The sequence below is a fragment of the uncultured Roseicyclus sp. genome, from assembly GCF_937892565.1.
Classification (GTDB): domain Bacteria; phylum Pseudomonadota; class Alphaproteobacteria; order Rhodobacterales; family Rhodobacteraceae; genus Roseicyclus.
Genome location: NZ_CALAHQ010000072.1, coordinates 1 through 24,722, shown reverse-complemented (window position 1 = coordinate 24,722; position 24,722 = coordinate 1). Strand labels below are relative to the sequence as shown.

General features: G+C 64.4%; 19 protein-coding genes and 1 tRNA gene. 14 read left to right on the top strand and 6 right to left on the bottom strand.

The window, feature by feature from the left end; translation table 11 throughout:
* Positions 1-61 precede the first annotated feature (61 nt).
* Together Q0094_RS10215 and Q0094_RS10210 are read right to left on the bottom strand one after the other, a co-directional pair.
* On the bottom strand, positions 62-1,447 hold the full coding sequence (locus Q0094_RS10215; protein WP_297618775.1) for a TolC family outer membrane protein: 1,386 nt from the start codon (positions 1,445-1,447) through the stop codon (positions 62-64).
* A gap of 68 nt (positions 1,448-1,515) precedes the next feature.
* Positions 1,516-2,169, bottom strand: coding sequence for a protein-L-isoaspartate O-methyltransferase (locus Q0094_RS10210; protein WP_297618771.1), 654 nt, complete (start codon positions 2,167-2,169; stop codon positions 1,516-1,518).
* A 153-nt stretch (positions 2,170-2,322) separates the two neighbouring features.
* Between Q0094_RS10210 and Q0094_RS10205 the strand changes: the two genes are divergently transcribed.
* Positions 2,323-2,396 (top strand) — tRNA-Cys (locus Q0094_RS10205).
* Positions 2,397-2,706: 310 nt separating this feature from the next.
* Entirely contained in the window at positions 2,707-4,383 is a 1,677-nt protein-coding gene (locus Q0094_RS10200) for a hypothetical protein (protein WP_297618768.1), read from the top strand.
* A 177-nt stretch (positions 4,384-4,560) separates the two neighbouring features.
* On the opposite strand, the gene bhcR is transcribed toward Q0094_RS10200, so the two are convergent.
* Positions 4,561-5,397 (bottom strand): HTH-type transcriptional regulator BhcR, encoded by an 837-nt coding sequence (gene bhcR / locus Q0094_RS10195; protein WP_297618765.1) that lies wholly within the window; start codon positions 5,395-5,397, stop codon positions 4,561-4,563.
* Between the two features lie 173 nt (positions 5,398-5,570).
* Here bhcR and bhcA point away from each other — a divergent pair, with 173 nt between their 5' ends.
* The 4 genes from bhcA (at position 5,571) to bhcD (ending at position 9,995) form a co-directional block, all read left to right on the top strand.
* Positions 5,571-6,761 carry an L-aspartate--glyoxylate aminotransferase BhcA gene (gene bhcA / locus Q0094_RS10190; RefSeq protein WP_297618762.1) on the top strand — a complete coding sequence of 397 codons (1,191 nt, stop codon included), beginning with the start codon at positions 5,571-5,573 and terminating at the stop codon, positions 6,759-6,761.
* Positions 6,762-6,775: 14 nt separating this feature from the next.
* Positions 6,776-7,744, top strand: a complete 969-nt coding sequence (gene bhcB / locus Q0094_RS10185) for a beta-hydroxyaspartate dehydratase BhcB (protein WP_297618759.1) — start codon at positions 6,776-6,778, stop codon at positions 7,742-7,744.
* Positions 7,745-7,836: 92 nt separating this feature from the next.
* Positions 7,837-9,000 (top strand): 3-hydroxy-D-aspartate aldolase BhcC, encoded by a 1,164-nt coding sequence (bhcC, locus tag Q0094_RS10180; protein ID WP_297618757.1) that lies wholly within the window; start codon positions 7,837-7,839, stop codon positions 8,998-9,000.
* A gap of 29 nt (positions 9,001-9,029) precedes the next feature.
* The gene (gene bhcD, locus Q0094_RS10175) at positions 9,030-9,995 is read left to right on the top strand and encodes an iminosuccinate reductase BhcD (protein ID WP_297618778.1); all 966 of its coding nucleotides are present in this window, start codon (positions 9,030-9,032) and stop codon (positions 9,993-9,995) included.
* Between the two features lie 124 nt (positions 9,996-10,119).
* On the opposite strand, the gene Q0094_RS10170 is transcribed toward bhcD, so the two are convergent.
* Positions 10,120-10,608 carry an ureidoglycolate lyase gene (locus Q0094_RS10170; protein WP_297618753.1) on the bottom strand — a complete coding sequence of 163 codons (489 nt, stop codon included), beginning with the start codon at positions 10,606-10,608 and terminating at the stop codon, positions 10,120-10,122.
* Positions 10,605-12,014: an allantoinase PuuE gene (gene puuE / locus Q0094_RS10165; protein WP_297618749.1), complete on the bottom strand. Its 1,410-nt coding sequence runs from the start codon at positions 12,012-12,014 to the stop codon at positions 10,605-10,607. Before puuE ends, Q0094_RS10170 begins: the two co-directional genes overlap by 4 nt.
* 107 nt (positions 12,015-12,121) lie before the next feature.
* On the opposite strand from puuE, the gene uraH reads away from it, so the two are divergent.
* The 8 genes from uraH to Q0094_RS10125 all read left to right on the top strand — a co-directional run bounded on the left by uraH (position 12,122) and on the right by Q0094_RS10125 (position 23,050).
* Positions 12,122-12,475, top strand: a complete 354-nt coding sequence (gene uraH / locus Q0094_RS10160; protein WP_297618746.1) for a hydroxyisourate hydrolase — start codon at positions 12,122-12,124, stop codon at positions 12,473-12,475.
* A gap of 87 nt (positions 12,476-12,562) precedes the next feature.
* Positions 12,563-14,284 carry an AMP-binding protein gene (locus Q0094_RS10155; protein ID WP_297618743.1) on the top strand — a complete coding sequence of 574 codons (1,722 nt, stop codon included), beginning with the start codon at positions 12,563-12,565 and terminating at the stop codon, positions 14,282-14,284.
* A 6-nt stretch (positions 14,285-14,290) separates the two neighbouring features.
* A complete protein-coding gene (locus tag Q0094_RS10150; protein ID WP_297618740.1) occupies positions 14,291-15,172 on the top strand; it encodes a bile acid:sodium symporter in 882 nt (293 codons plus the stop codon).
* Positions 15,173-15,356: 184 nt separating this feature from the next.
* On the top strand, positions 15,357-16,565 hold the full coding sequence (locus Q0094_RS10145; protein WP_297618737.1) for a hypothetical protein: 1,209 nt from the start codon (positions 15,357-15,359) through the stop codon (positions 16,563-16,565).
* A gap of 136 nt (positions 16,566-16,701) precedes the next feature.
* On the top strand, positions 16,702-18,513 hold the full coding sequence (locus Q0094_RS10140; protein ID WP_297618734.1) for a glycosyltransferase family 2 protein: 1,812 nt from the start codon (positions 16,702-16,704) through the stop codon (positions 18,511-18,513).
* A gap of 27 nt (positions 18,514-18,540) precedes the next feature.
* Positions 18,541-19,980, top strand: a complete 1,440-nt coding sequence (locus Q0094_RS10135) for a hypothetical protein (protein ID WP_297618731.1) — start codon at positions 18,541-18,543, stop codon at positions 19,978-19,980.
* Positions 19,977-20,759 carry a hypothetical protein gene (locus Q0094_RS10130; protein ID WP_297618728.1) on the top strand — a complete coding sequence of 261 codons (783 nt, stop codon included), beginning with the start codon at positions 19,977-19,979 and terminating at the stop codon, positions 20,757-20,759. The genes Q0094_RS10135 and Q0094_RS10130 overlap by 4 nt, the downstream gene beginning before the upstream one ends.
* Positions 20,759-23,050, top strand: a complete 2,292-nt coding sequence (locus Q0094_RS10125; protein WP_297618725.1) for a sulfatase-like hydrolase/transferase — start codon at positions 20,759-20,761, stop codon at positions 23,048-23,050. Before Q0094_RS10130 ends, Q0094_RS10125 begins: the two co-directional genes overlap by 1 nt.
* 106 nt (positions 23,051-23,156) lie before the next feature.
* Here the strand turns inward: Q0094_RS10125 and Q0094_RS10120 are convergent, their stop codons facing one another.
* On the bottom strand, positions 23,157-24,443 hold the full coding sequence (locus tag Q0094_RS10120; protein ID WP_297618722.1) for a hypothetical protein: 1,287 nt from the start codon (positions 24,441-24,443) through the stop codon (positions 23,157-23,159).
* Between the last annotated feature and the right edge of the window lie 279 nt (positions 24,444-24,722).

Here is a 24,722-nt window from a genome sequence, read left to right as displayed (position 1 = left end):
ACCAGACCGCGCTGGCGCGCGATCATTGGCCTCGGTCAGACCAGACCGCGCTGGCGCGCGATCATTGGCGCCCGATCGCCTGAAGCAAGGTATCCAGCCGCGCCCCTTGCGGCGACATCACCCGCGGCTGCCCGCCCGAAAACGCCGCGCCATAGGCGGCGGCATCATATTCGGGCACGGGCAGTTGCAGATGCCCGACACTCAACAGCCCGGACGCGGCCAGAATGCCATAGGCGGCGGCATAAAGACCCGATTGCGCTTCGATCCGGCTGATGCGCGCCTCCAGCAGGTTTTGCTCGGCGTCCAGCACATCAAGCGTTGTCCGCGCACCCAAGGACGCTTCTTCGCGGATGCCGTCAAAGGCCAGCTGCGCCGCATTGATGCGCTGGTCAGAGGCCTCGATCTGGGCGCTGGCGATGGCGAAACGCGCATAGGCATTGCCCAAAAGCTGCAGGTTGATCTGCACCTGACGGTTCAGGCCCAAGCGCACCGCCTCGGCTTGTGCCAAGGCCTGACGCTCCAGCGAACCAAGCTGACCACCGCGATAGATCGGCTGGCTCAGCGTCAGGCCGATGGCCGCACCATTGCCCTCTTGTCTGGCGTCAGGCGCCTCGAACACCTCGCTGCGCGACAGCTCCAGCGACAGATTGGGCCGCATGGACCCCCGGGCTTGCGCCACGGCGAACTCCGCGGCCGCCACCTCGTGCTGAAGCGCGCGGATGGCGGGATGATCTTGTCGGGCAAGCTCGGCGGCCTGTGCTTGCGAGGCTGGCAGACCGGGCAGGCCTGCGGGGGCCGACACCGCCGCCGGGTACCGCCCCACGGCAAGGTTGAACAGCTCGCGCGAAATCTCGAGCGTGCCTTGGGCCGCAGCCAGATTGGACCGCGCCGTGGCCAGTTGCGCCTCGGCCTGCGCCACATCGGTGCGCGTATCCTCGCCCACCTCGAACCGGTCGCGGGCGGCGCGCAATTGCTGGGTCAGCACACGCACATTGGCCTCGCGCACGGATACGACCTGTTGCGCCTCCCAGACCTCCAGATAGGCGGTGACGGCATCGCCCAGCACCTGCGCCTCCAGCGCGACAAGCTGCTGGCGGGCGGCATTCACCGTTTCCTCGGCCGCGCGCACGGCATTGGCCCGCGAGCGCCCGGCATACAGCGTGACCTCGGCCACCAGCCGTGCGGTTGTGGTGGTGGTACCTGCCACCAGATCGCGCGACGAGGCGGCGGCGAAACTCAGCGTCGGCAAAAGCGCTGCCATCGCCTGATTGACGCCCTCATCGCGCACGCGCAGCAGATAGCGGTTCTGATCGAGCAGGCTCGAGTTGCGATAGGCATCGGCCATGGCGTCACGCAGCGTATCGGCCAAGGCCGGCGCAAGCGGGGCTGACATGGCCGCCATGGTCAGGACCAGAATGCGCGCAATCCGCAAACCCTTGTTCTTCATAGCGTCACGTCCTTTCGCACCGGGCCGTGCCCGGATTCTGCGCGCCGCGCGACAGCGCGCGGCCCGTTTCAGAACACAAAGCCCGGTTGGCGGGCGAAGCCCGCAAGCACCGGTGCTGTCGCGTTGAATTCCATGCGCCACGAAACGACGCCCTGATGCTTGCGGCCCAGGCGTGCCTCACCCAGGGCAGCATCCATGAAAACCGCCATGATGCGCCCGCCCTCCTTGAGTTGATCGATCAGCGCTTGCGGCATCTCTTCGACACCACCAAACACCACGATCACGTCATAGGGGCCGTTTCTGGCACTGCCGAGCGTCAGCGGCGCGGTCAGCACCGCGGCATTGTCAGCCCCATGCGCCGACAGCGCAGCCTCGGCCTCGGCGGCAAGGCTTGGGTCTTCTTCAACCGCCACCACCGCCTCGGCCAGCCGCGCCAACAGGGCGGTGCCGTACCCAAGACCCGGGCCGATCTCCAGCACCAGATCGGCGGGCGTCACATCCAGCGCCTGAAGCATCTTGGCGATCGTGCGCGGCTCCATCAGCTGGCGCGTGGGCGTCAGCGCGACAGGGCCGCCGACATAGGCAAGATCGCGCACGGCATCGGGCACAAAACCCTCGCGCGGGACAGACAGCATCGCGTCGATGATCGGAAAGCTGGTCACATCCGACGGCCGAACCTGTGTGTCGACCATGATGCGGCGGCGTTCGGCGAAGTCGGCCATGGGAACTGAACCAATCCGTCTAGTTTTTCCAATCCCGTCTTCGCACAGCCCGCGCGCGCGCGCAACGGGCGGATGGCGCGATGCGACGTTTCTCCCCTTTCGCGCCTTGCACGGCGCGCGCGCTTGGGCTACCTCAACACACACCACCCCGGCGGCGAGTTGGCGGAGAGGTTACGCAGCGGATTGCAAATCCGTGTAGACCGGTTCGATTCCGGTACTCGCCTCCATTTACGGGCTTCTGGGACGTCAGGTGGTCATACGCTCCGCTTTGACCGGATCGTGACGTTAAAGCAATGGAGCCATCTTCAGCACCCCGACCGAGGTTGGCGCAGGCCCCGTTTTCAGTCACGCAAAACCGCGCCGTTTGCGCGTCGGCGACAGGGCCCCGCGACAAGGAATCGCTTTATCCACAAACGCAGTTTGGCTTCACTGAACTCACGTACAAGGTGACTTGGGTACATGGTGGTTCAGGGTTTCCTGCCGGTCCAGAATCTCGCATCCGGGCGATCAGGCTCCGCTAGGGCGGGGGACGTGCGCATGTGGCGGCAGACCGCCGTCACGACGCCTTGTGCCCAGCCGCTGAGTGGGCGCCGCAAAGGCGCGATGGGGCAGTCTCTACGGACCATTTTCGCACAGCACCGGTTCGATGCAGCCCGGCCACCGTGGCGTCGCGGTGTGGCCGCTCTTTTACTGATCCTACTTGCCACGCCCGCCGCGGCGCTCGATCCCGCGTGTCGCACCGCGCCCAGCGCAGCCTGCGTCGCCGCCGCTGCGGCCGGGAACTTGCAGGATTTCTTCACCCGGGCCGAAGGCATACGTTCTGCACCAGCCGGTCTTGGCTACATCCTAGGTGCCACGGGACAGGTCGCCGCTGCGGCAGCGCTGAGAGACCGCGCGCTGCAGCAAAGTGGCCGGATTAAGTCCGCGTTGCTGTCGGTCGCCGTCGGCCTCGATGCGGCCGGTGATCTGGCTGCCGCACGCGCTTTTCTGACGGAAAGCCTGGTCGTCGGCGCCGCGGCCGGGGCCAAAACGGAAGTTTCCTGGGAAGATCTAAGGAGAAGGATCGTGATCCATCGCGTCCTGAGGGGCGAGGGCGCCCGACTGCGCGCCGATGGCGCCGAACTTGGTGCGCCCGAAGAGGTCGCGCAGTGGGCGGATTGGGTAGCCGAGGCCCAGCTTGGCCCGGCCTGCCCCACCACGGCCGGGCTATCGCCGCGTACGCTTCGCGGCCTTGGTCAATTCGTCTTTGTCACTGACCACCGCGCGGTGACGGCAGCGCTGATCGACTGCGGTGCTGCCGAGGAAATAAAAAGCATTCTCCTGCCACCGCTGTTGCGGGACGCCCCGCTGGCCGGGCCAGCCGCGGCCCGTCTTGCAAAGGGCTTGCGGTCGGACCGATATGTTGTGGCACTGCACTCCAACACCATCGACGACGCCCTGCAAACGCTCGACCGGCCCTGGCCCGAGCCCCCGTTTCCGCAACGGCCTGCCAACATGGAAACCACGGGTTATCGGCTTGGTCTTCTTGCTGCGGCGCAAGCTCAGATCGACCGGCAGGTGTTCTTCCGCGCGGCAGCGCTGTCCCACCTTGACCCGAAGGAAATCGCGCCTGTCTTGCAGGGCTGGCTTCTGACCGGTTTGCCGCCGGAAAGCCCCTTGCCCGCGCGGATCGCCCCCTGGATCGCCGCGCTGGATGCGCCCGACCCGGCGGCGCTCTTCGCGCTTCTCGCAGCGCCGCAGCCCGCCCTGCCGCGCGCGATGTGGCGCGATCTGATCGCGGCTGCGGCTGTCAGGGCGATGCAACGCAACGAACCGGCACTGCTCGAGGCCGCGTTGACTCGTCTGCGCCCCTCGCGTGCGCTGGCCGAGGAGATGGCGATTCACGCGGCATTGCCCGGGAGTGACACCTTCTGCCTCGTTGGTCCGCCCTTTTTGGGCGACCCACAAGACGAACTGCGGCGTCTGGCTGCCGCGATTGCCGCAGAGCAGGGACAGCCGGCCCAGGCCGTCGTGCAGGCCGACAAGATCAGCTGCCCTGCCTTTCGGGCTGTCACGCTTGCCGATGTCGCCCTGCGCGCCGCCCAGCCCGACCTCCTTGCGACCGCCCTTGCGGCAGCCGAAGCACTTCCCGACCCCGGCACCCGGGGCGAGGCGCTGGCGGCCATCGCGGCGCTGCTTCACGCCAAGGCTGGGCAAGCGGCCCGGGATCGTTGAAAGGCCTGCCCATTTGGCGATGGCCTGAACCGTGATTTCCTGCCCACATCTCACATTGGCTGTGATGCATGCTACCAAGGAAATGGAACACCCGAAAATCTTTCCCAAGACCATCACGCGCCAAATCCAGATGGTTCTTGACAGGTCAGACCAACACGGATCGCCCCACCCGCCGGGCTAGGCCGGCACATCCGCGCCAAGCGCCGCCGACAGATCGGCCGCCGCGCGCAGCACCGCTTCGGCCAGGCGCGGGGTTTCGCGCGCCGAGACACGGCTGATCGGCCCTGACACCGACAATCCCGCCACCACCTCGCCGCGCCAGTCAAAGACCGGGGCGGCGATGCAGCGCATGCCTTCGGTTTTTTCCTCATCGTCAATGGAATAGCCGCGCGCGCGGGTGTCTTGCAGATCGGCGCGCAAAGCGGCGGGATCGGTCAGGGTGCGCGCCGTAAAGCGATCAAGCGGCGCGGTTGCAATATGACGCGACAGCCGGTCATCGGTCATCTGTGCCAAAAGCGCCTTGCCGATCCCCGAGGCATGCATGGGCGACAAGGTGCCGGGCGGAAAGAATGCCCGGATCGAAGCGTGACTTTCCACCTGGCTCACGAAGATCACATGGGTGTCGCGCGCGATGCCAAGGTTGGCGGTCTCGCCCGTGGCCTCCATCAAGCGCCGCAAGATCGGCCGCGCGCGATCCATCACCGAAGTCCGCCGCAGATACCGCGCCCCGATCAGGAAGGCCCGGGGCCCGATATGCCAGAGCTGTGCAGATGCGTCGAATTCCACCAATCCGCGCGCCTCAAGCGTGGTCAGGATGCGATAGGTGGTGGCAGGCGACTGGTCGGTATCGGTGGCCAATTCCGACAGGCTGGCCCCGGTCGTGGTCGACAGATGCTCGAACACCGCCATCGCCCGATCCAGCGATTTGATCGTGTTCTGATCCGATTTGTCATCCCACGCCTTGGGGCGGCCGCGCGCACGGCGCGGGGAATCAGGGGGGTCGGGGTCGTTCATTCGCGCCTCGCTGCAGTGCAGTGAAAAATGATTTCACGATTTGAAAAATATCAACCCATTGAAGGGAAACACTTTGCAGGCACCGTAGCATTTTTGAAAAATGATTTCAAAAAAATTGTGCGTGAGGGCTGCAAGCACTACCTGATGGTCCAAGCGTTAAGGAGACGGCTGTCATGAGCTTGCAGAACCCAGTTTTCATCCCGGGGCCCACCAACATGCCCGAAAGCCTGCGCCGGGCATGCGACATGCCCACGCTGGACCATCGGTCGAGCCTGTTCAAAGACATTCTGCACCCTGCCCGCGACGGCGTGCGCCGCGTGCTGAAATCTGCCAACGCCGAGGTGTTCATTTTCCCCTCGACCGGCACGGGTGGCTGGGAAGCAGCGATCACCAACACGCTGTCGCCGGGCGACACGGTTCTGGCGTCGCGCAACGGCATGTTCTCGCTCAAGTGGATCGACATGTGCCAGCGCCATGGGCTGACGGTCGAGATCGTGGAAACCCCTTGGGGCGAAGGCATTCCCGCCGATCGCTTCGAAGAGATCCTGACCGCCGACACCACGCATCGCATCAAGGCGGTTCTGGCCACCCATAACGAGACCGCGACGGGCGTGCGCTCGGACATCGCGGCGGTGCGCCGGGCGATGGACGCCGCCCGTCACCCCGCGCTTCTGTTTGTCGATGGTGTCAGCTCGATCGGCTCGATGCCCTTCGAATTTGACGGCTGGAAGATCGACGTGGCGATCACCGGCAGCCAGAAGGGCTTCATGCTGCCCGCGGGTCTGGGGATCGCGGCCTTTTCGGCCAAGGCGATGGCGGCGGTCGAAACCGCCGGGCTGGCGCGCACCTATTTCGACATCCGCGACATGGCCAAAGGCTATGCCGCCAACGGCTATCCCTACACGCCCGCGGTCGGGCTTCTGAACGGTCTGAAAGTCGCCTCCGAGATGCTTCTGGCCGAAGGTCTGGAGACTGTGTTTGCCCGGCATACCCGCATCGCCACGGGTGTGCGTGCCGCGGTCGCGGCCTGGGGGATGGAGCTGTGCGCCGCGCGGCCCGCGCTTTATTCCGATACGGTCAGCGCGATCCGCACGCCTGAGGGCTTTGATGCGGCGCGCATCGTCAGCCATGCCAGCACCCGCTACGGCGTGGCCTTTGGCGCGGGCCTCGGTCAGGTCGCGGGCAAGGTGTTCCGCATCGGCCATCTGGGAAGCCTGACGGATGTGATGATGCTGTCGGGTCTGGCCACGGTCGAGATGGTGATGGCCGATCTCGATCTGCCCATCCGGCTGGGATCAGGCGTCGCCGCCGCGCAAGATGTGTACCGCCAAAGTGCTGCGTCTCTGGCGCTGGCCGCCGAATGACAAGGAACGCCGCCATGAAAGACATCGCCGCACCGCAAATCCCGACCTATGACGACGTGATCGCCGCCCATGCCCGGATCGCGCCCTACATCCATCGCACGCCGGTTTTGACCTCGGCCTACATGAACGAGCTGACCGGCGCCGAATTGTTCTTCAAATGCGAGAACTTTCAGAAAGCCGGTGCGTTCAAGGTGCGCGGTGCGTCCAACGCGGTGTTCGGCCTGAGCGATGCGATGGCGCCCAAAGGTGTGGCCACCCATTCTTCGGGCAACCACGCGCTGTCTCTGGCTTATGCGGCGGGCCGCCGGGGCATTCCGTGCAATGTGGTCATGCCCCGCACGGCGCCCGAGGCCAAGAAAGCCGCCGTGCGCGGCTATGGCGGCACGATCACCGAATGCGAGCCCTCCACCACCTCGCGCGAGGCGGTTTTTGCCGAGGTGCACGCCCGAACGGGCGCCGATTTCGTCCATCCCTACAACGACCCCCGCGTGATCGCGGGGCAAGCGACCTGTTCGCGCGAACTGATGGAACAGGTCGACGGCCTCGACAGCGTCATCGCCCCGATCGGCGGCGGCGGCATGGTGTCGGGCTGCTGCCTGACGCTGTCCAATATCGCGCCTCGGGTAAAGATCTATGCCGCCGAACCCGAACAGGCCGATGATGCCTATCGGTCCTTCAAGGCGGGCCATATCATCGCCGATGATGCGCCCATCACCATCGCAGACGGGCTCAAGGTGCCGCTCAAGGAGAACACCTGGCATTTCGTGTCACAGCATGTGACCGACATCCTGACCGCCAGCGAACAGGAAATCATCGACGCCATGCGCCTGACCTGGGAGCGGATGAAGATCGTCATGGAACCCAGCTGCGCCGTGCCCCTGGCCACGATCCTGAAGAACCCCGAGATTTTCCGCGGCCAGCGCGTGGGTGTCATCATCACTGGCGGCAATGTCGACATGGGCAAGCTGCCCTGGATGACATGACCGCGTGGCGGGACAAGTCCCGCCCTACCCTTTTGCCGTAGGGCGGGACTTGTCCCGCCACCCGACCCGACACACCGAATGGGAGACATCGCATGAAAGACGTCATCGACATCGAAACCCTCGAAGTGGGCTATGACATCCCCGCCCTGCCCGGCATGTCCGAGGCCGAGATCCAGACACCCTGCCTGATCCTCGATCTGGACGCGCTGGAGCGCAACATCAAGAAGATGGGCGATTACGCCCGCGCCCATGGCATGCGCCACCGGGTGCATGGAAAGATGCACAAATCCGTCGACGTGGCCAAGCTGCAAGAAAGCCTCGGCGGCGCGGTGGGCGTGTGCTGCCAGAAGGTCTCGGAGGCCGAGGTCTTTGCCCGTGGCGGCATCAAGGATGTGCTGGTATCCAATCAGGTCCGCGAACCCGCCAAGATCGACCGTCTGGCGCGCATGCCGAAACTGGGCGCGCGCACGATCTGCTGCGTCGATGACATCGCCAATGTCGCCGATCTGTCGGCGGCTGCCGTCAGGCACGGCACCCAGATCGAATGTCTGGTGGAGATCGATTGCGGCGCGGGACGCTGCGGTGTCACAACCACCCCTGCCGTGGTTGCCATCGCCAAGGCCATCGACGCGGCACCGGGGCTGAAATTCGCAGGGCTTCAGGCCTATCAGGGCGCGATGCAGCACATGGACAGCTACGAGGACCGCAAGGCCAAGATCGCCGTTGCGGTGGCGATGGTGAAAGATGCCGTCGACACGCTGAAATCCGAAGGCATCGACTGTGACATCGTCGGCGGCGGCGGCACGGGCAGCTACTATTTCGAAAGCACCTCGGGTGTCTATAACGAGCTTCAGTGCGGCTCCTACGCCTTCATGGATGCCGATTATGGCCGCATCCTCGACAAGGACGGCAAGCGCATCGACCAAGGCGAATGGGAAAACGCGCTGTTCATCCTGACCTCGGTGATGAGCCACGCCAAGGCCGACAAGGCGATTGTCGATGCCGGTCTCAAGGCACAGTCGGTCGACAGCGGCCTGCCGGTGATCTTTGGGCGCAGCGACGTCAAATATGTCAAATGCTCGGATGAGCATGGCGTTGTGGCCGACCCTGATGGGGTGCTCAAGGTCAATGACAAGCTGCGCCTTGTGCCGGGCCATTGCGATCCCACCTGCAACGTCCATGACTGGTATGTGGGCGTGCGCGGCGGCAAGGTCGAGGTTGTCTGGCCGGTCTCGGCCCGCGGCAAGGCCTATTGATGAGCGGCACCATGGCGGCAGCGCATGAATTGGTGATCATCCCCGAGGGGATGATCGCCGATCTCCTGACCCGGCAGGCGGCCTTTGACGCGGTGGAAGCGGTGTTTGCCGGCATGGCCTCGGGGGCGGCGGTGAATTTCCCCGTGGTCCGCGAAGCCTTGGGGCACGAGGATGCGCTGTACGGCTTCAAGGGCGGCTTTGATCGCGCGGGCGGGGTTCTGGGCCTGAAGGCGGGGGGATACTGGCCGCACAATCTGGAGCGGCGCGGGCTGATCAACCACCAGTCGAGCGTCTTCTTGTTCGACCCCGATACGGGGCGCGTCAAGGCGATGGTGGGCGGCAATCTGTTGACCGCGCTGCGCACGGCAGCCGCATCCTCCGTCTCGATCAAGCATCTGGCGCGCAAGGATGCGCGGATCCTGGGCATGGTCGGCGCGGGCCATCAGGCCAGGTTCCAGTTGCGCGCGGCGCTGGAAACCCACGCCTTCGAACAGGTCATCGGCTGGAACTACCACCCCGAGATGCTGCCGGGTCTGGCGGCGGTCGCCGAAGAGATGGGGGTGGCGTTCCGTGCTGTCGATCTGCCGGGCCTGTCAGCGGCCGATGTGATCATCACCATCACCTCAAGCTTCGCCCCCTCTCTGATGGGCGCGCATGTGAGCCCCGGCACGCATCTGGCCTGCATGGGCACCGACACCCGGGGCAAGCAGGAGGTCGAGGCGGCCCTTCTGGCGCGCTCGGCGGTGTTTTGCGACGAGGTCGCGCAATCCATCACCATCGGCGAGGCGCAGCATGCGGTGGCCCAGGGGCTGATCGGGGCCGAGGCGGTCACCCCCATCGGTGCGGTGATCAACGGCACCCATGCGGGCCGCACATCGGCCGATGCGATCACGCTGTTCGATGGCACAGGCGTGGGCCTGCAAGATCTGGCCGTGGCCGATGCCATCGTGAAAGCCGCGCGGGCGCAAGGTCTGGCAACCATCGTGCCGCTCTGAACGGGGCGGGCACAGCCGCGCGCGCGGCTGTACCGGCGCACCGCCCCGGCCGGGGGCGGGGTGGCGGGGGCGGACGTCTCCGGCGGGCGTGTTTTCGAAGCAAAGAGGGCCCGAGGCGACCCCGTCAGGCGTCGCGCAAGGTGAAGGGCTGGTCGAACCAGTGTTCTTCAAGGTTCGCCCCGTCGCCGATCCGGTCGATCACGGCAAACAGGCCCGGGGCATGCAGCGGTGTCAGCACGCCGTGCCAGATATTGCGGCCGATGTTGACAGCTTGCCCCGCGCTTGTGCGAAAGGCGCGCGGTCTGCCGGGTGTGCCCCCGTGGTCGGGGGCCACGACCACCAGAAACGGATCGAGCGACATCGGCACGAAGGCCTGAGAGCCCAAGGGGTGGCGTTCGACCATCGCAAGCGCCAGGGGCAGAATGCGGGCCTCGGATTGAAACAGGCTGATGCCGGGGCGGCCATCGACAATGTCGATCCGGGCTTGGTCATGCCAGCGCCCGCACAGACCTTGGTTGATGATGCGATCGGGGGCGCCTGAAACCGAAAGCAGATCGCCGAAAGGGGCGAAATCCGCACCATCCATGGCTTCGATCACGATGTCGCGGGTCATCCCAGCTTCTCCATCAGGCGCAACTCCGCGATGCGTTCGACCTGACGGCAGGCCTCGGCAAACTCGGTGGCAGGGTCCTGTTCGATGCGGCGGCGAAAGGCGGCAAGGATCGTGGCCTTGGTGTTGTCGCGCACGGCGATGATGAAGGGGTGACCGAATTTTTCGGTATAGGCGGTGTTGAGCGCCGTGAATTCGCTGCGTTCGGCATCGCTCAACGCATCAAGACCCGCGCTGGCCTGTTCGGCGGTGCTGTCGGCGGTAAGCCGCCTTGCGGCGGCCAGCTTGCCCGCCAGATCGGGATGGGCGCACAGCACGCCCAGACGTTGCTCGGGGGTGGCGGCGCGAAAGATGCGCGCCAGCGCCGAATGGACACCGCGCGCGCTGTCATGGGTCGGGCCAAGCTCCAACGCATGGGCGCGCTCCGCGATCCAGGGCGAATGCTCGAAAATGCCGCCAAAGGCCGCCACAAAGGCGGGGCGATCCATCTCGGAGGGGCGGGTGCGCAAAAGCGGCGGATGGGTTGCGGCCCAATGCCGGGCAATCTGGAGCCGGGTGGCGAACCAGACGCCCGAATGCCCCGCCATGTAAGCGAGCGCACGCTCCAGCGCCTGCGCGCGACCGGGGCGGCCCGCCAGCCGGCAATGCAGACCGATCGACAGCATCGCGGGGCGCCCGGCCTGTCCTTCGGCATAAAGGTTGTCAAAGCTGTCGCGGATGTAGGTTTCGAACTGTGTGCCCTCGGAGAAACCCGCCTGAATGGCAAAGCGCATGTCGTTGACGTCAAGCGTATAGGGCACGACCAGCTGATCATGGTCACCAAAGCGCCGCCAATAGGGCAGATCATCGGCATAATCATCGGCGACATAGGCAAACTGGCCCGTCTCGGCCACCAGCCGCATCGTGTTCATCGAACAGCGCCCGGTGTACCAGCCGCGCGGGGGGGCGCCTGTCACCTCGGTGTGCAGCGCGATGGCCTGAGCAATCTGGTCGCGCTCGACATCTTCGGGCATGTCGCGGTGTTCGACCCATTTCAGCCCATGGCTTGCGATTTCCCAGCCGGCGGCCTGCATGGCGGCGACCTGCTCGGGCGCACGCGCCAGCGCGGTCGCCACGCCATAGACGGTGACGGGATACGCCGACAGCATCCGGTGCAGCCGCCAGAACCCGGCCCGCGCGCCATAGTCGTAGATGGATTCCATGTTCCAGTGCCGCTGCCCCGGCCACGCGCTGGCGCCGGTGATTTCCGACAAGAACGCCTCGGATGCGGCATCACCATGCAAGATGTTGTTTTCGCCGCCTTCCTCGTAATTCATCACGATCTGGACGGCGATCTTGGCGCCCCCCGGCCATTGCGGATCGGGCGGGTTGGCACCATAGCCGGTCATGTCGCGGGGGTATCTGTGCATGGCGCGCACCTCCAGTCCTGTCGGATACAGGCTTGGCGAAGCCTGCGAGGGGTTGCAAGGGGCAGGAGGCTGGGAAATGCTGGCGCCACCCTTGACGGAGACCTGCGATGCCCGGCTTTTTGACCACACATGTACTTGACACCGCGCGCGGCTGTCCGGCGGCGGGGCTGGCGATCACGCTCTACCGCATCACCGGCGCGGGGCGCGAAAAGATCGCGCACAAGATCACCAATGCCGATGGGCGCACCGATGGGCCGATCCTGCCGGCCGAAGATTTCGCCCTCGGGCAATACGAGCTGGTCTTTGCCGCCGGCGCCTATCTGCGCGCGGCGGGGCCAGGCGCGCCCGAGCCGCTGTTTCTGGACGAGGTGCCGATCCGCTTTGGCATGGCCCAACATGACCATTACCATGTGCCCTTGCTGATTTCGCCCTATGGGTATTCAACCTATCGCGGAAGCTGACGCTACGTCTTGGCGCTTTTTCATTTCAAACGAAAACGCGTTGCGCTAGCGTCGAGCGATTGGTGGAGTGACATGAGGGGGAGGCTCATGGAGCATCCGGATCGGCCGTGGACGGCCTTTTACCGTGCGGGCGCGCGGGTCGATATCGCCGCGCCTGCCTATCGCAATCTGGCCGACATGATCGGATCGGTGGCGGCGACCTTCGGGCGCGCACCGGCCTTTACCTGTTGCTTGCCCAACGGCATGAACGGCACGCTCAGCTTTCAACAGGTCGACGCGATGTCGGATGCGCTGGCGGCCTATCTGCGCGACATCGCGGGGCTCAAGGCCGGCGACCGCGTCGCGGTGCAGATGCCCAACTGCCTGTCCTTTCCGGTGGCAGCCTTCGGCGTGTTCAAGGCGGGCTGCGTGCTGGTCAATGTCAACCCGCTCTACACCGCCGACGAGATGGCGCGCCAATTCGCCGACAGCCGCCCGCATGCGCTGATCATCATGGACATGTTCGCCGACAAGCTGCGGCGCGCAACGGCGGGCCATCCGATCCCCAACATCATCATCACCCGCGTCGCCGAATTCCTGCCCATGCTGCCGCGGGGCATCGTGGGGCTGGTGCAAAAACACTGGGACAAATCGGTCAGGCGGATCGATCTGCCCCATATCCGCCTGCCCGAGGCGCTGGCGGCGGGGCGCGCGCGCATCAGCGCCGGCAAGTCCGCGGTCGGCACCTATCATCAAGATGTCACCGGCGATGACGTGGCAGTGCTGCAATACACCGGCGGCACCACGGGCACAGCCAAGGGCGCGATGCTGACACATGCCAACCTGATCTTGAACATGGAACAGACCATGGAACTGATCGAAGGCGTGCAAAAGGGCCGCGAGGTGGCACTGACCGCCTTGCCGCTTTATCACATCTTTGCCTTTACCGTGAATTTGCTGGGCTTTTACTGGCTGGGCGCGCGCAACATCCTGATCCCCAATCCGCGCCCCCTGTCGAACCTCAAGCGTGCCTTCGAAAATTACAAGATCACCTGGATGAGCGGGGTCAACACGCTGTTCAACGGGCTGACCAATGAAATCTGGTTTCAGGACAGCCCGCCCCGGCATCTGAAATTCGCCAGCGCTGGTGGCATGGCGCTGCAATCCTCGGTCGCTGCGCGCTGGGAGGCCATCACGGGCAAGCCCGTGCTGCAAGGCTATGGTCTGACCGAGACATCGCCGGTTCTCACCTTCAACCCGCTGGGCAAGGTGCGCGAAGGCTCGATCGGTGTGCCCGTGCCCTCGACCGAGATCCTCTGCCTTGACGATGCCGGCAATCCCGTCGCCCAAGGCGAGACCGGCGAGATCGCGGCGCGCGGACCGCAGATCATGAAAGGCTATTGGGAAAAACCCGAAGAAACCGCCAAGACCATGCGCGGCGACTGGTTCTTGACCGGCGATATCGGGGTGATGGATGCCGATGGCTATGTCCGCATCGTGGACCGCAAAAAGGACATGATCGTGGTCTCGGGTTTCAACGTCTATCCCAACGAGGTCGAAGACGTTCTGGCCGCCCATCCCGCCGTGCGGGAGGCCGCCGTCATCGGCGTGCCCGATCCCGAAAGCGGCGAGGCGGTCAAGGCATTCATCGTGACCTCCGACCCCGGCCTGAGCGCCGAGACGCTGCGCGCCTATGTCAGGGAGCATCTGACCGGCTACAAGGTGCCCAAGCTCTACGAATTCCGCGACGAATTGCCGAAATCCAATGTCGGCAAGATCCTCAGGAAAGACCTGCGCGCCGAGGCGCTGGCACAGATCGCGGCGGAGTGAACGAAGATGGTCGATGAATTTACCCAGACACTGCTCGGGATCATGGTGGCCATCATCATGCTGGGCATGGGCGCCTCGCTGACGCCGCGCGATTTCTACCTTGCACTCAAGCGGCCCTATGGGCTTGGCATCGGGGTGCTCAGCCAATACGGGATCATGCCGCTTCTGGGCTTTGTGATGGCGCTGTTTCTGGTGGTGCCCGAACCCATCGCCATCGGCATCTTGATCATGGCCTGCATGCCGGGGGGCACGACATCGAACATCTTCACCTATTTCTCCAAAGGCAATCTGGCGCTTTCGGTGCTGATGACGGTCACGTCGACGGTGATGGGCGTCATCTTGATCCCGATCATCTTGCTGCTCTACGCCTCGGCGCTCGATCTTGACATCCCGCGCGAGGATATCGTGCGGGTGCTGATCGTGCTGTTGGTGCCGGTGGCCATCGGGATGGGGTTGCGCAAGCTCAACGCCAATGTGGGCGCGGTGATCGAGTTCTGCGGCGCGCTGCTGGCGCTGTTCTTCATCGCCTTCATCATGGTGACATGGGTGCCGCAGAACTGGCAGTTCCTGCTGTCAACCACGCCTGCGACCTATGTGGCGGCGATCGGGCTGGGTCTGATCGGGATCACCTTGGGCTATCTTTTTGCCACCGCACTCAAGCTGCATCCGCGCAACGCGCGCACCATTGCGCTTGAGACGGGCATCCAGAACGGACCCCTGGCGATTGCCATCATCGTCTTCACCTTTCCGCCCGACCAGCAACAGGCCATCATGGCGGTGCCGGCCCTTTATTCGCTGTTCATCGTGATCGTCTCGACCCTTGTGACGCTGGTTTTCCGCCGCGCCAACACGGCCGCGGAACAGAAGATGCCCGACAGCCTTTTGTGATCTGAGCCGTGCGAAAAACGCCAGTTTTTCGCACTGGAAAACCCGGGTTTTCCCGTGCGTTTTCCGTGCGGAAAACGCACCCTTCACCACCGGCTCGGTCAAAATTCATTGACACCGGTAACAAAGTCACCGACACGCCCCGGTTGCATGGTCTATCCCCTCTCCCATCAAGGAGAACATAGCCATGTCACACGCGCTCACACGTCCCGCCGACACCTGGTCGCCGCTTTATGTCCTCGCCTCTGTCGGCGCGGGCGGTCTGTCTGTCACCTTTTTCATGTATCTGATGCATTGGGTGCCCCATCCCGGCCGCACCGTGCCGGTCTTCGAAGACATCACCGCCGCTTTGGGCCGTGGTGAGCCCGCCTTGACCGCCGCCATCACCGTGGCGCTGCTGGGCATTGCCATCTTCGGCGCGCTGAACCTGTCGCTTCTGGTCTGGAACCTGCGCAAGATGCGCGGCTTCCGGGCCTCGGCAACAGGTCAGGCGCTCGCAAACTCCAACGCGCAGACCCAGATGATGGCCCTGCCCCTGGCGCTGGCCATGTCGATCAATGGCGGCTTCATCCTTGGGCTCGTGTTTGTGCCGGGGCTGTGGTCGGTGATCGAATATCTGTTCCCGCTGGCGATGGTGGCGTTTCTGGCTGTGGGGTGGCTCGCCTTCAGGCAACTGGGCGGGTTCATTGCCCGCGTGACCGCCCCGGGCGGGTTCGACTGCGCCAGGAACAATTCCTTTGCCCAGATGCTGCCCGCCTTTGCGCTGGCCATGACGGGTGTGGGTCTGGCGGCACCCGCAGCGCTGAGCGCCAATGGGACGGTAGCGGGGATCTCGCTGATCGTGTCGAGCTTTTTCCTGATCGCGGCGGCCGTGATCGTTCTGGTGGGCCTCGTGCTGGGCCTGCGTTCGATCCTGGAAAACGGCGTGGCCGCCGAACAGGCGCCGACGCTGATGATGATCGTGCCGATCACCACGATCCTGGGCATCTTGATGCTGCGTCAGGCCCATGGGCTCGAGGCAAGCTTTGGCCTGCCCATGGAGGGGGCCGAAAAGATGATGCTTCTGACGCGGCTCATGTCGGTCGAGGTCTTGTTCGCGCTCTTTGGCCTGACGGTTCTGACGGCAACGGGCTATGTCCGCCGCTTTTTGACGGGCGACGCGATCAGCCCCGGCAATTACGCACTGGTCTGCCCGCCGGTGGCGATGTCGGTGCTGACGCAGTTCTGGATCAACGCGGGCCTTGTGGGCGCGGGCCTGATCGAGAAATTCGGCACGGCCTATTGGGCGCTGACGGCGATCGCCATCGTGCTGCAAGCCTTGGCCATCGCGCTGCTTGTCTTCTTGCACCGCCGCCACTTTCGCGCGGCCCCGCGCCCGGTGATGCGCGCGGCCTGAAGGCCTGATCTGCCGCAAGCGGCAAGGACCGGCGCGCAACCCGCGCCGGTCTTTCGTTTGCGATCGCACGCCAACGTGCTAAGACGCGCCTCAAAGGTCCCTCGGAACCAAAGGTTGACCCAAGGCGCGCGCAAGGATGCAGCATCTCAAACCCTTGTCCAGGCACGGCAGCGTCATGGCGGTGTCGATGATGAAGGACGAGGCACCCTTTTTGCTGGAGTGGATCGCCCATCATCTGGCGGTGGGCTTCACCGATATCCTTGTCTACACCAACGACTGCTCGGATGGCACCGACACGATGCTGATGCGGCTCGAGGAATTGGGGCTGGCCCACCACCGCCGCAATCTCATCCCAGACGGCGTCAAGCCCCAACCCTCGGCGCTGAACCACGCGCAGAACGAACCGCTGGTTGGGGCCTGTGATTGGGTGCTGGTCCTTGACGCCGATGAATTCCTGTCGGTCAACCACCCCTCGGGCCAGCTTGAGGGGATGCTCGACGATGCCGTGGCGCGCGGGGGCAATGGCGTGGTCATCACCTGGCGCATCTTCGGATCGGGCGGTGTGATCGACTGGTCGCGCGCACCGGTGACCGAGACCTATACCCGCGCCGCGCCACCGCTTTGGAACAAGGGCTGGGGGGTCAAGACCCTGTTCAAGTTCGACCCCGAATACTGGAAACTCGGCATCCACCGGCCCACGATCAAGACAAGGCTGCTCAAGACCGGCTTTCCCGACACGATCCGATGGCTCAATGGCGCGGGCCAGCCGATGGAGGATTATTTCCGCTTTCGCGGCTGGCGCTCGATCCGGCGCACCCTTGGATATGACTGGGCGCAGATGAACCATTACGCCGTCAAATCGCTCGATGCCTATGCGCTGCGCCGGCTGCGCGGCAATGTGAACAACAAGACCGACAAGTATAACGCCGATTACTGGTCGCTTCAGAACCGCAACGAGGTGGAAGACCGCGCCATCTTGCGCCATGCCCCCGCCCGCGCGCGCATCATGGCCGAATTGCTGGGCGATCCCGTGCTGAACCGCCTGCATCATGGGGCCTGCGAGGCGATCGAGGCCCGCCTTGCCACCTATCGCCAGACCGAAGCCTACCAGCGGCTGCGCGACAGCCTGATCGCGGCATCGCAGGTGCCGATCACCCGCGTCCAAGCCAGACCGCCCAAGGCGCGTGACCCCGCCAGGATCGCCGCCCTGATGAGCGCGGTCGAAAAACAGGCCAGCGCGCGCCCGAAACCGGACCGGCGCACCCCGACCGTGACAGGCTGGGCCGTCGATGACGGCGACCCCTATCTGCCCCCGCCGCATGATCTGAGCGGGGATATGCCCTGTGACTGGGTGGTCAATCACGATGTCGCCCTGCCCGCCGATGCGCGGGTGCTGCGCCCCGAGGCCCTTGCGGCCGTTCTGGCGGGCCGCTTCGAGCGCCGCAATGCGCGCAACATCACCAGCTATCTCGACGGCTGCGCGCGTGTGCTGGATATCGGCGCGGGCATCGGTTTCATCCCGATCCAGGCGGTGCGCAAATCCCAGACGCTGATCGTGATGGTCCAGGATCAGCGGGCCGCGCTGATCGCCATGGGCCAAACCATCGCCCGCCGCGACGGCGGGGCGCATGACGCCCGGCTGAAATGGGTCGACGGGCCCTTGCGCCTGCCCGGCGATGCGGGGGACAGCGCGGGGGGGCTTGCCGCCTATCTGCGGGATTTCCGGCCCGCAGCGCTTCGGATCAGCCGCCCCCGCGATCTGCCGCCTGCCATGCTGGCGGGCCAGACCCTGCGATCCCTGCGCCGGGTGATCGTGCCCTTCGCCTCTGACGCACAGGCCGATGAACTGCGCGCGGGCTATGGGCCGGTGCTGGCCCAAATGGGGTTTGCGGAAATCCCTGCCCGCGCCGCCGCGGGCAGCCTGCAATTCGACAAGACCACATCCTGACCCGATCGCACAGACGAAAGGCCGCGCATGCAAGACCCAAGCGACACGACAGACCAGATCGCAGGCCATGGCGTGGTGGTGCGTGCCAGCAATGGCGATGTGATCCGGTATGACCCGACGGGGTTGGTGATGCGGCTGTCGGATCGGGTGATCGCCGATATCGCGCTGCGCCTGGGCCATGGCGCCGGGCCACAGGGCGGGGCACGGCCCGAACCACCGCAACCCGGCCCCCCCCCCGAGCCTGCCCGCGATCCCGAAGCGCTGCTGGACGGGATCGACGCCTGGGGGGTCACACAGCTGGGTGACTGGCTGCACTTCAGCGCGCGGATGCCGGGCGCGCAAGGGGTGCGCGGATTTCGTCGCCACATCACCGGCGGTGCGGTGCTGGGCGATGGTCCGGGGGCGGTCTTGGGCATTCTGGGGCTGGGCGGCCCGCGCGCGGCGCTGGCCAACCCCGGCGCTCCGGCTTTCGCCCATCACATCGTCAGCGCCGCCGATGACATCGGCGCGGTCGGCATGGCCGGCATCGACATCGCACCCAGAACCGACCGGCTGGAACCCCTGCGCGAGACAACCCATGAGGCGCTGGTGGCCGAAACCATCTTGCACTGGCAGATCGAGACATTCGGCCCCCTGCCCCTGATCGTCACGCGCGCGGAAACCGACCCCTCGGCCAGCGCCGCCGATCTGGCACAGGGTCGGGCCGTCGAAAACCTGTTGATTGCAGCCGCAAATCAAAAGGCCGCGGCCGCGCTGATGGGCAAACGGGCAAAGCTGCTGGCTGTCTGCCTCGATTTCGCATGCGAGCATCTGGGCGATGATCCCATCGCCTATCGCGACGGGATGCTGGCGGTGATGGCACGGGTGTCGGATGGGCTTTGGTCGCTGGGCTATGACAGGCCGCTGTTCGTGGCGCGGTTCGAAACCGGGCTTGACCCCGCCCAGGCCGCGGCGGTGGTTCAGGGCCAATGGGAATTGTCATGGAACCATGGCGATCACCGGCTGATCCATTCCGCGCCCAGTGCCAGCTTTGCCTGCGACAGCTACGACCGCCCGACCGAGGCTGGCCGCCGGCAGATGGCCGAAATGACCGCCGCCGCCATCGCCGCGGGCCCGGATTGGCGCTGTCCCACGCTGTTTCTGGCGGAATGGGAACCGGGCGCATCCCCGGTGATCCGGGTCACCGCACAGGCCGAGGGGCCGCTGACGCTGGAACAGGGCATGGCCCATGGCTTTGCCCTTGGCGGCGCGGGGGCGCCCAGCATCATCTCTGTCGGCATTGCGCCCGATGATCCACAGGCGATCTTGCTGCAGCTGAGCGCGCGGGCCGAGGGGGTGCAGCTGACCTATGGGCTGGGGATGCAAGGCGCGCTGCGCGACGGCTGGTCGATGCCCAGCCGCACAGGTGCCACGCTGCGCCGCTGGGCCTTGCCGGCCATCCTGTCGGTGCATGGGGGGCGGGCATGATCACGCTGCCCCAGGCCTTGCCACCCGGCGCGCTCTGCGCGGCCGATGCTGCGCTGAATGCGGCACTGCACGGCACCGGGGCGATCTGGTGGTCGGGATCGGGGCTGATCGCCGACGCCACCGGCTCTGTCACCGGATGGCGGGCGGGGTCGGACGGCCCCATGGCCGTCCCGACAGAGCCCAACACCGGCCACGGCCAGATCGGCGAGGCGGGCGATCTCACCGGCCTGCAGTGCCGCACCGGGGTGCATTGCGGGCTGGTGGCCCGCTCGGTGGCCCCCGATGCCGGATGCATGACGCTGGCCGTGCGCTACCTGCCACCTTGGAGGGCCGAGGCCCGGACCATCGTGACGCTCAACACCGGGACAGGCGGGAGAAAGACCGAAGGCGCGAATTACCTCTTTGTCTCGGAAGCCGAGGCGCAGATCACCGTCAAGGATGATGCCGGCCGGGTTGCGGCGCATCTGCCAGCGCCCCCCCAAGACACCCCGCGACTGGTGCTGGTGACGCTTGACCATGCACGGCTGACGGTGGCCCTGATTGGCGGATCCCGGATCACGACCACGGGACAAGGCCCGGTCTTGTCGGGAACGGGCCATCTTTTCATCGGCTGCCGCAACCAGCGACCCGGCCTGATCAAGACGCTGGGCGGCGCGCTTGTCACCGATGTCTGGCTCTGGCCGGGGCACGCGGTTCTGGGCCCGGATGGGGATGGGGACGGCGATCGCGCCAGCATGCTGGCGATGCGGCGCTTTTGGCTTTGGTCCGAGGAAAGCTGATGGGATTTGATCGCCACACCCTCGCACAGGGCCATATCTGCGTGATCTGGGTCGATGATCTGATCGATGTCTTCACATGGCGCGACGCCTTTGGCCTTCGGATCCAGACCCCCAATATCGACCGTTTCATGGCCCGCGCCGCGCGCTTTTCCAATGCCTATGCCACCGTGCCGCTCTGCGCGCCCTGCCGCGCCGAACTGGCCACGGGCATCAGCCCCTTTCGATCCGGTCTGGTCGATCTGAACCGCTTCTGGCGCGATCGCTACCGCCCCGAAAAGGCGTGGGCCTATGACCTGCGCCGCGCGGGGTTTCACACCTTCACCACCGGCAAGGTCGACAGCACCTACCAACCCATGCCCGAAGCCTACCGCCGCATCCTGTTTCACGCCGAACCGGCGGCGGATGACACCGGCAAGCGCTCCGGCGTCAAAACCTATCTTGACCGCGGCCCCGGCATCAAGGGCGTCAACCACCCGCATGATGACGGCTCGCAAGACGACCGCTTCTACGACCACCACGTGGCGCAAAACGCCATTCACCACGTCACCCGCGCCGATCCGACCCGCCGCCAGCTGATCCAGCTCGGCTTCAAGCACCCGCATTACAACCTGATCACGCCCGACCGCTTCTACGCCCAATACGACCCCGAGGCGATCCGCTGGCCCACCATCGCGCATCAGGCCGATTACAGCGGCCCCCAACCCGGTTTCGCCGTCTACGAGGCCGCCTATATCGCCAATGGCCAATGGACCCCCGAAAAAGCGGGCGATGCGGCCTGGCGCCAGGTCGTGCGCGCCTATTTCGCCGCGATCAGCCATATGGATCACGAACTTGGCCGCTTCCTCGACGCCCTCGAAACCTCCGCCATCGGCCCCGATACCACCACGATCTTCCTCTCCGACAACGGCTTCAACCTTGGCACCCACGACAGCTTTCACAAGATGAGCCAATGGGACAGCGCCGCCCATGTTCCGCTGGGCATCCACCACCCCGCCATGGACGCGGGCCGCGACATCCCCCTGCCCGTCTCGCTTCACAACATCCCCAAGACGATCATGGATCTGGCCGGCCTGCCGCCCCGCCCCGACTGGACATCGGGCCAGTCGCTCCTGCCGCTGATCGACGCGAGCTTTGGCCAATACGACCGCCAGTGGTCGCCCATCACCTGCGTCTTCGGCACGCTGTCCGTCCGCCCCTCGATCGACGGGCTGACCCAATACCGCTACTTCCGCTACCCCAATGGCGAAGAACATGTCTACGACCTTGCCACCGACCCGGGCGAGACGACAAACATCGCCGCCACCGCCCCCCTTGCCCGGCTGCGGGCCGAACTGGTCAAGGGCGCGCTGAACCTCGGGCTTGACCTGCGGGGCCTTGAAAACCCCGCCGCGGGCGTCAACGCGATGATGGCGGTCGATGGCTCGGTCATTCTGGCCGGTGGGCGCGGCAACACCGACTACTGGGCCTATGGCGCCGACGCCGAGAAAATCCGGGAGGAAAAAGACGGCGGCACCGACACGCTGTGGTACATGGCCGGCCCCGATGACTACATCCTCCACTGCCCCCCCAACGTCGAAAAGATCCGCATCGCCACCGTCGTCAGCCGGTCCGAGGCCGATGGCCAGACCGGCAAGACCCTCCGCATCGTCGCCCACCCCGACAGCCCGATCGAGTTTGAGACCTCCGAGCGGGTCGAGATCGACCTGCGCGGCTCGCATGGCGACGATATCATGATCGGCCCCAGACATGGCGGCGCAACCTTTCGCGGTGGGGCAGGCAACGACCTGATGATCGCCAAGGCCAAACAGGCCAACCGCCGCCATGAATTCTACGGCGAGGCCGGCAATGACACGCTCCATGGCGGGCCGGGGCGCGACCTGCTCGATGGCGGCACGGGCGATGACGTCATCTTTGGTTATACGGGCCGCAACAAGATCTTCGGCGGCCACGGCAATGACTGGATCGAGGATGGCGAGGGGTCATCCACCATCGACCCCGGCCCGGGCCGCAACACCGTGATCCTGGCCCAAGGCGCGCATGAGGTGATCGTGGGCACCGGCATCACCCACATCACCGCAGGCCCCGGCGCCAAACGCTTCCGCATCGCATGGGGCGGCGTCTGCGTGATCACGGGCTGGGACGCGGAACAGACCTACGACCTCTCCACCTGGCCCGCCCGCCCGGCGGTGCAGGATATGGGCGGAGGCGTGTGGCGGTTCCGGCTGGGTCTGGGGATCGTCGAGGTGCAGGGCGTGGCCGAGGGCGTGGATTTGGGGGGGCAGGTGCGGTGAGGGGGGAGTTTCGGCCCTCTGCAGACGGTCGCCACGAGGTGCCCGATCTAGCGAACCCGCCGCTCGAGCACGGCGTAGCGAAAGATCAGTCAGCCTTAACGTGACTTTATTGTCGGCCGACCGTCCGAATACGTGGCTCTATACGTTCAGGCACGTTGTAAACTTGAATAGTCATGAATATTTCGCGATTCGCGTCATCTTTTTGTCCAAATAGGTGAGTCCAGCTGCTCTCCGAACGCTGCTTCACTTGTTTCTTGAAATTTGGATGGTTCGGTGTGCTATCAGCGATCTTTTCAAGTACGCCAGTGAAATCCTTATTTCGACTGAACATTAGGATTGCTGCTTTTGTGTCTCGCCAACTCAGGTAAGACAGCACTTGATCTAAGGTTTCAAGATAAGCCTTCTCACCTGTCCAAAACTTGCATTCGCCGACGAAGATATTGCGGCCATCAGCCTTGACAAGAATGTCTGTCTTTCCCTCATAGTTGAAGGTTTCCGCGGTCGCATCACCGAAGAAATGACCGTTAAGTTGTACTAAAAAATGTGTTCGCAGGCTTTCTTCGTCGATTGCCCTGAAAGCCCCAGGGCTTTGCTCCATGACTTGAACCATATTTTCGAGCACACGCAAAATGTGTTCGTAGTCGTCGTTGGTAAGCGTGGGTTCAGGCGTGTATGCCGACCTAGATGCCGAAGGCTTGGGGATCGATGGGCGAATATTCCTGCGCACAGACGGTGCCGCGAATGTTTCGGTAGCGCCGGGTCTCGCCTTAATCCTATAGCCGCGACCAGCGACAAGTGACTTGTCCTTAAGGAGCTTGTCTTTACGCCGCTCAATGGCTTGCGTAGCAAGTGCTTCTAGCCCAGAGTTGTAGCCTCGAGCGTCGTTTGATAGCCATTCGAGGTGAGTATTGATTGAAGCAATTCTGCGTTCAATCTCGTGCTTTACTCGATCGGGAGTAAGGTCCGCGCCGGTCACCGAAAATTTCAAAACTTCATTTCCCACATAGGCGCGTGGATTATTGAAATTACGCGTAGATGGCTGAATGTCGAACGCAACCCTGTTGCCAGAAAAAGGTAACTCAACCTCTATAGAGGTTCCAACAATAAAATAGGGTCTAGATCGATCACTGATGTAGCGATTTCGGTCCTGACTTATATCAATCTGTGTTTCACGCTGATCGACAAGAATTTCATCAGCGTAGATTGTTGGAACGATTAGTTCGTATTCGGAAACATAGTATTTTGCCAAGTCTGTTGTTGATGTGTTGAGCAACTCGTCGCCATTCATGGCCTCAATAGACTCGACAAGCTTCTTCTTCCAGCCTTCCTGCGTGGCGAACCAATCACTCTTGTGAAACAGATAGTCTTCCTGCAAAGAACCATAGCCCGGCATATTAAGCTCACTACTGATGCACTCTTTTCACCCATTCATGGGTGCAGTTTCTTAGGCCTCAAGCAATCCATTTTTTGCTTGGTCATCTCAGCTCGGAAACATCTGCTTTCTAGGTTTCACGACTGCACGCTCCGCAGGAGCGAGAAGTTGCTTTGGCAGTTTTCTGCGGATGGGATGCCGCAACCCCACAGGCTTGCTTTCCGCACCCCCGCACCCTTAACCACCTCCCCCACCCCATCTGTGCGCAAACCGCGTATGTACGGGGTGTGTACGCCCTGT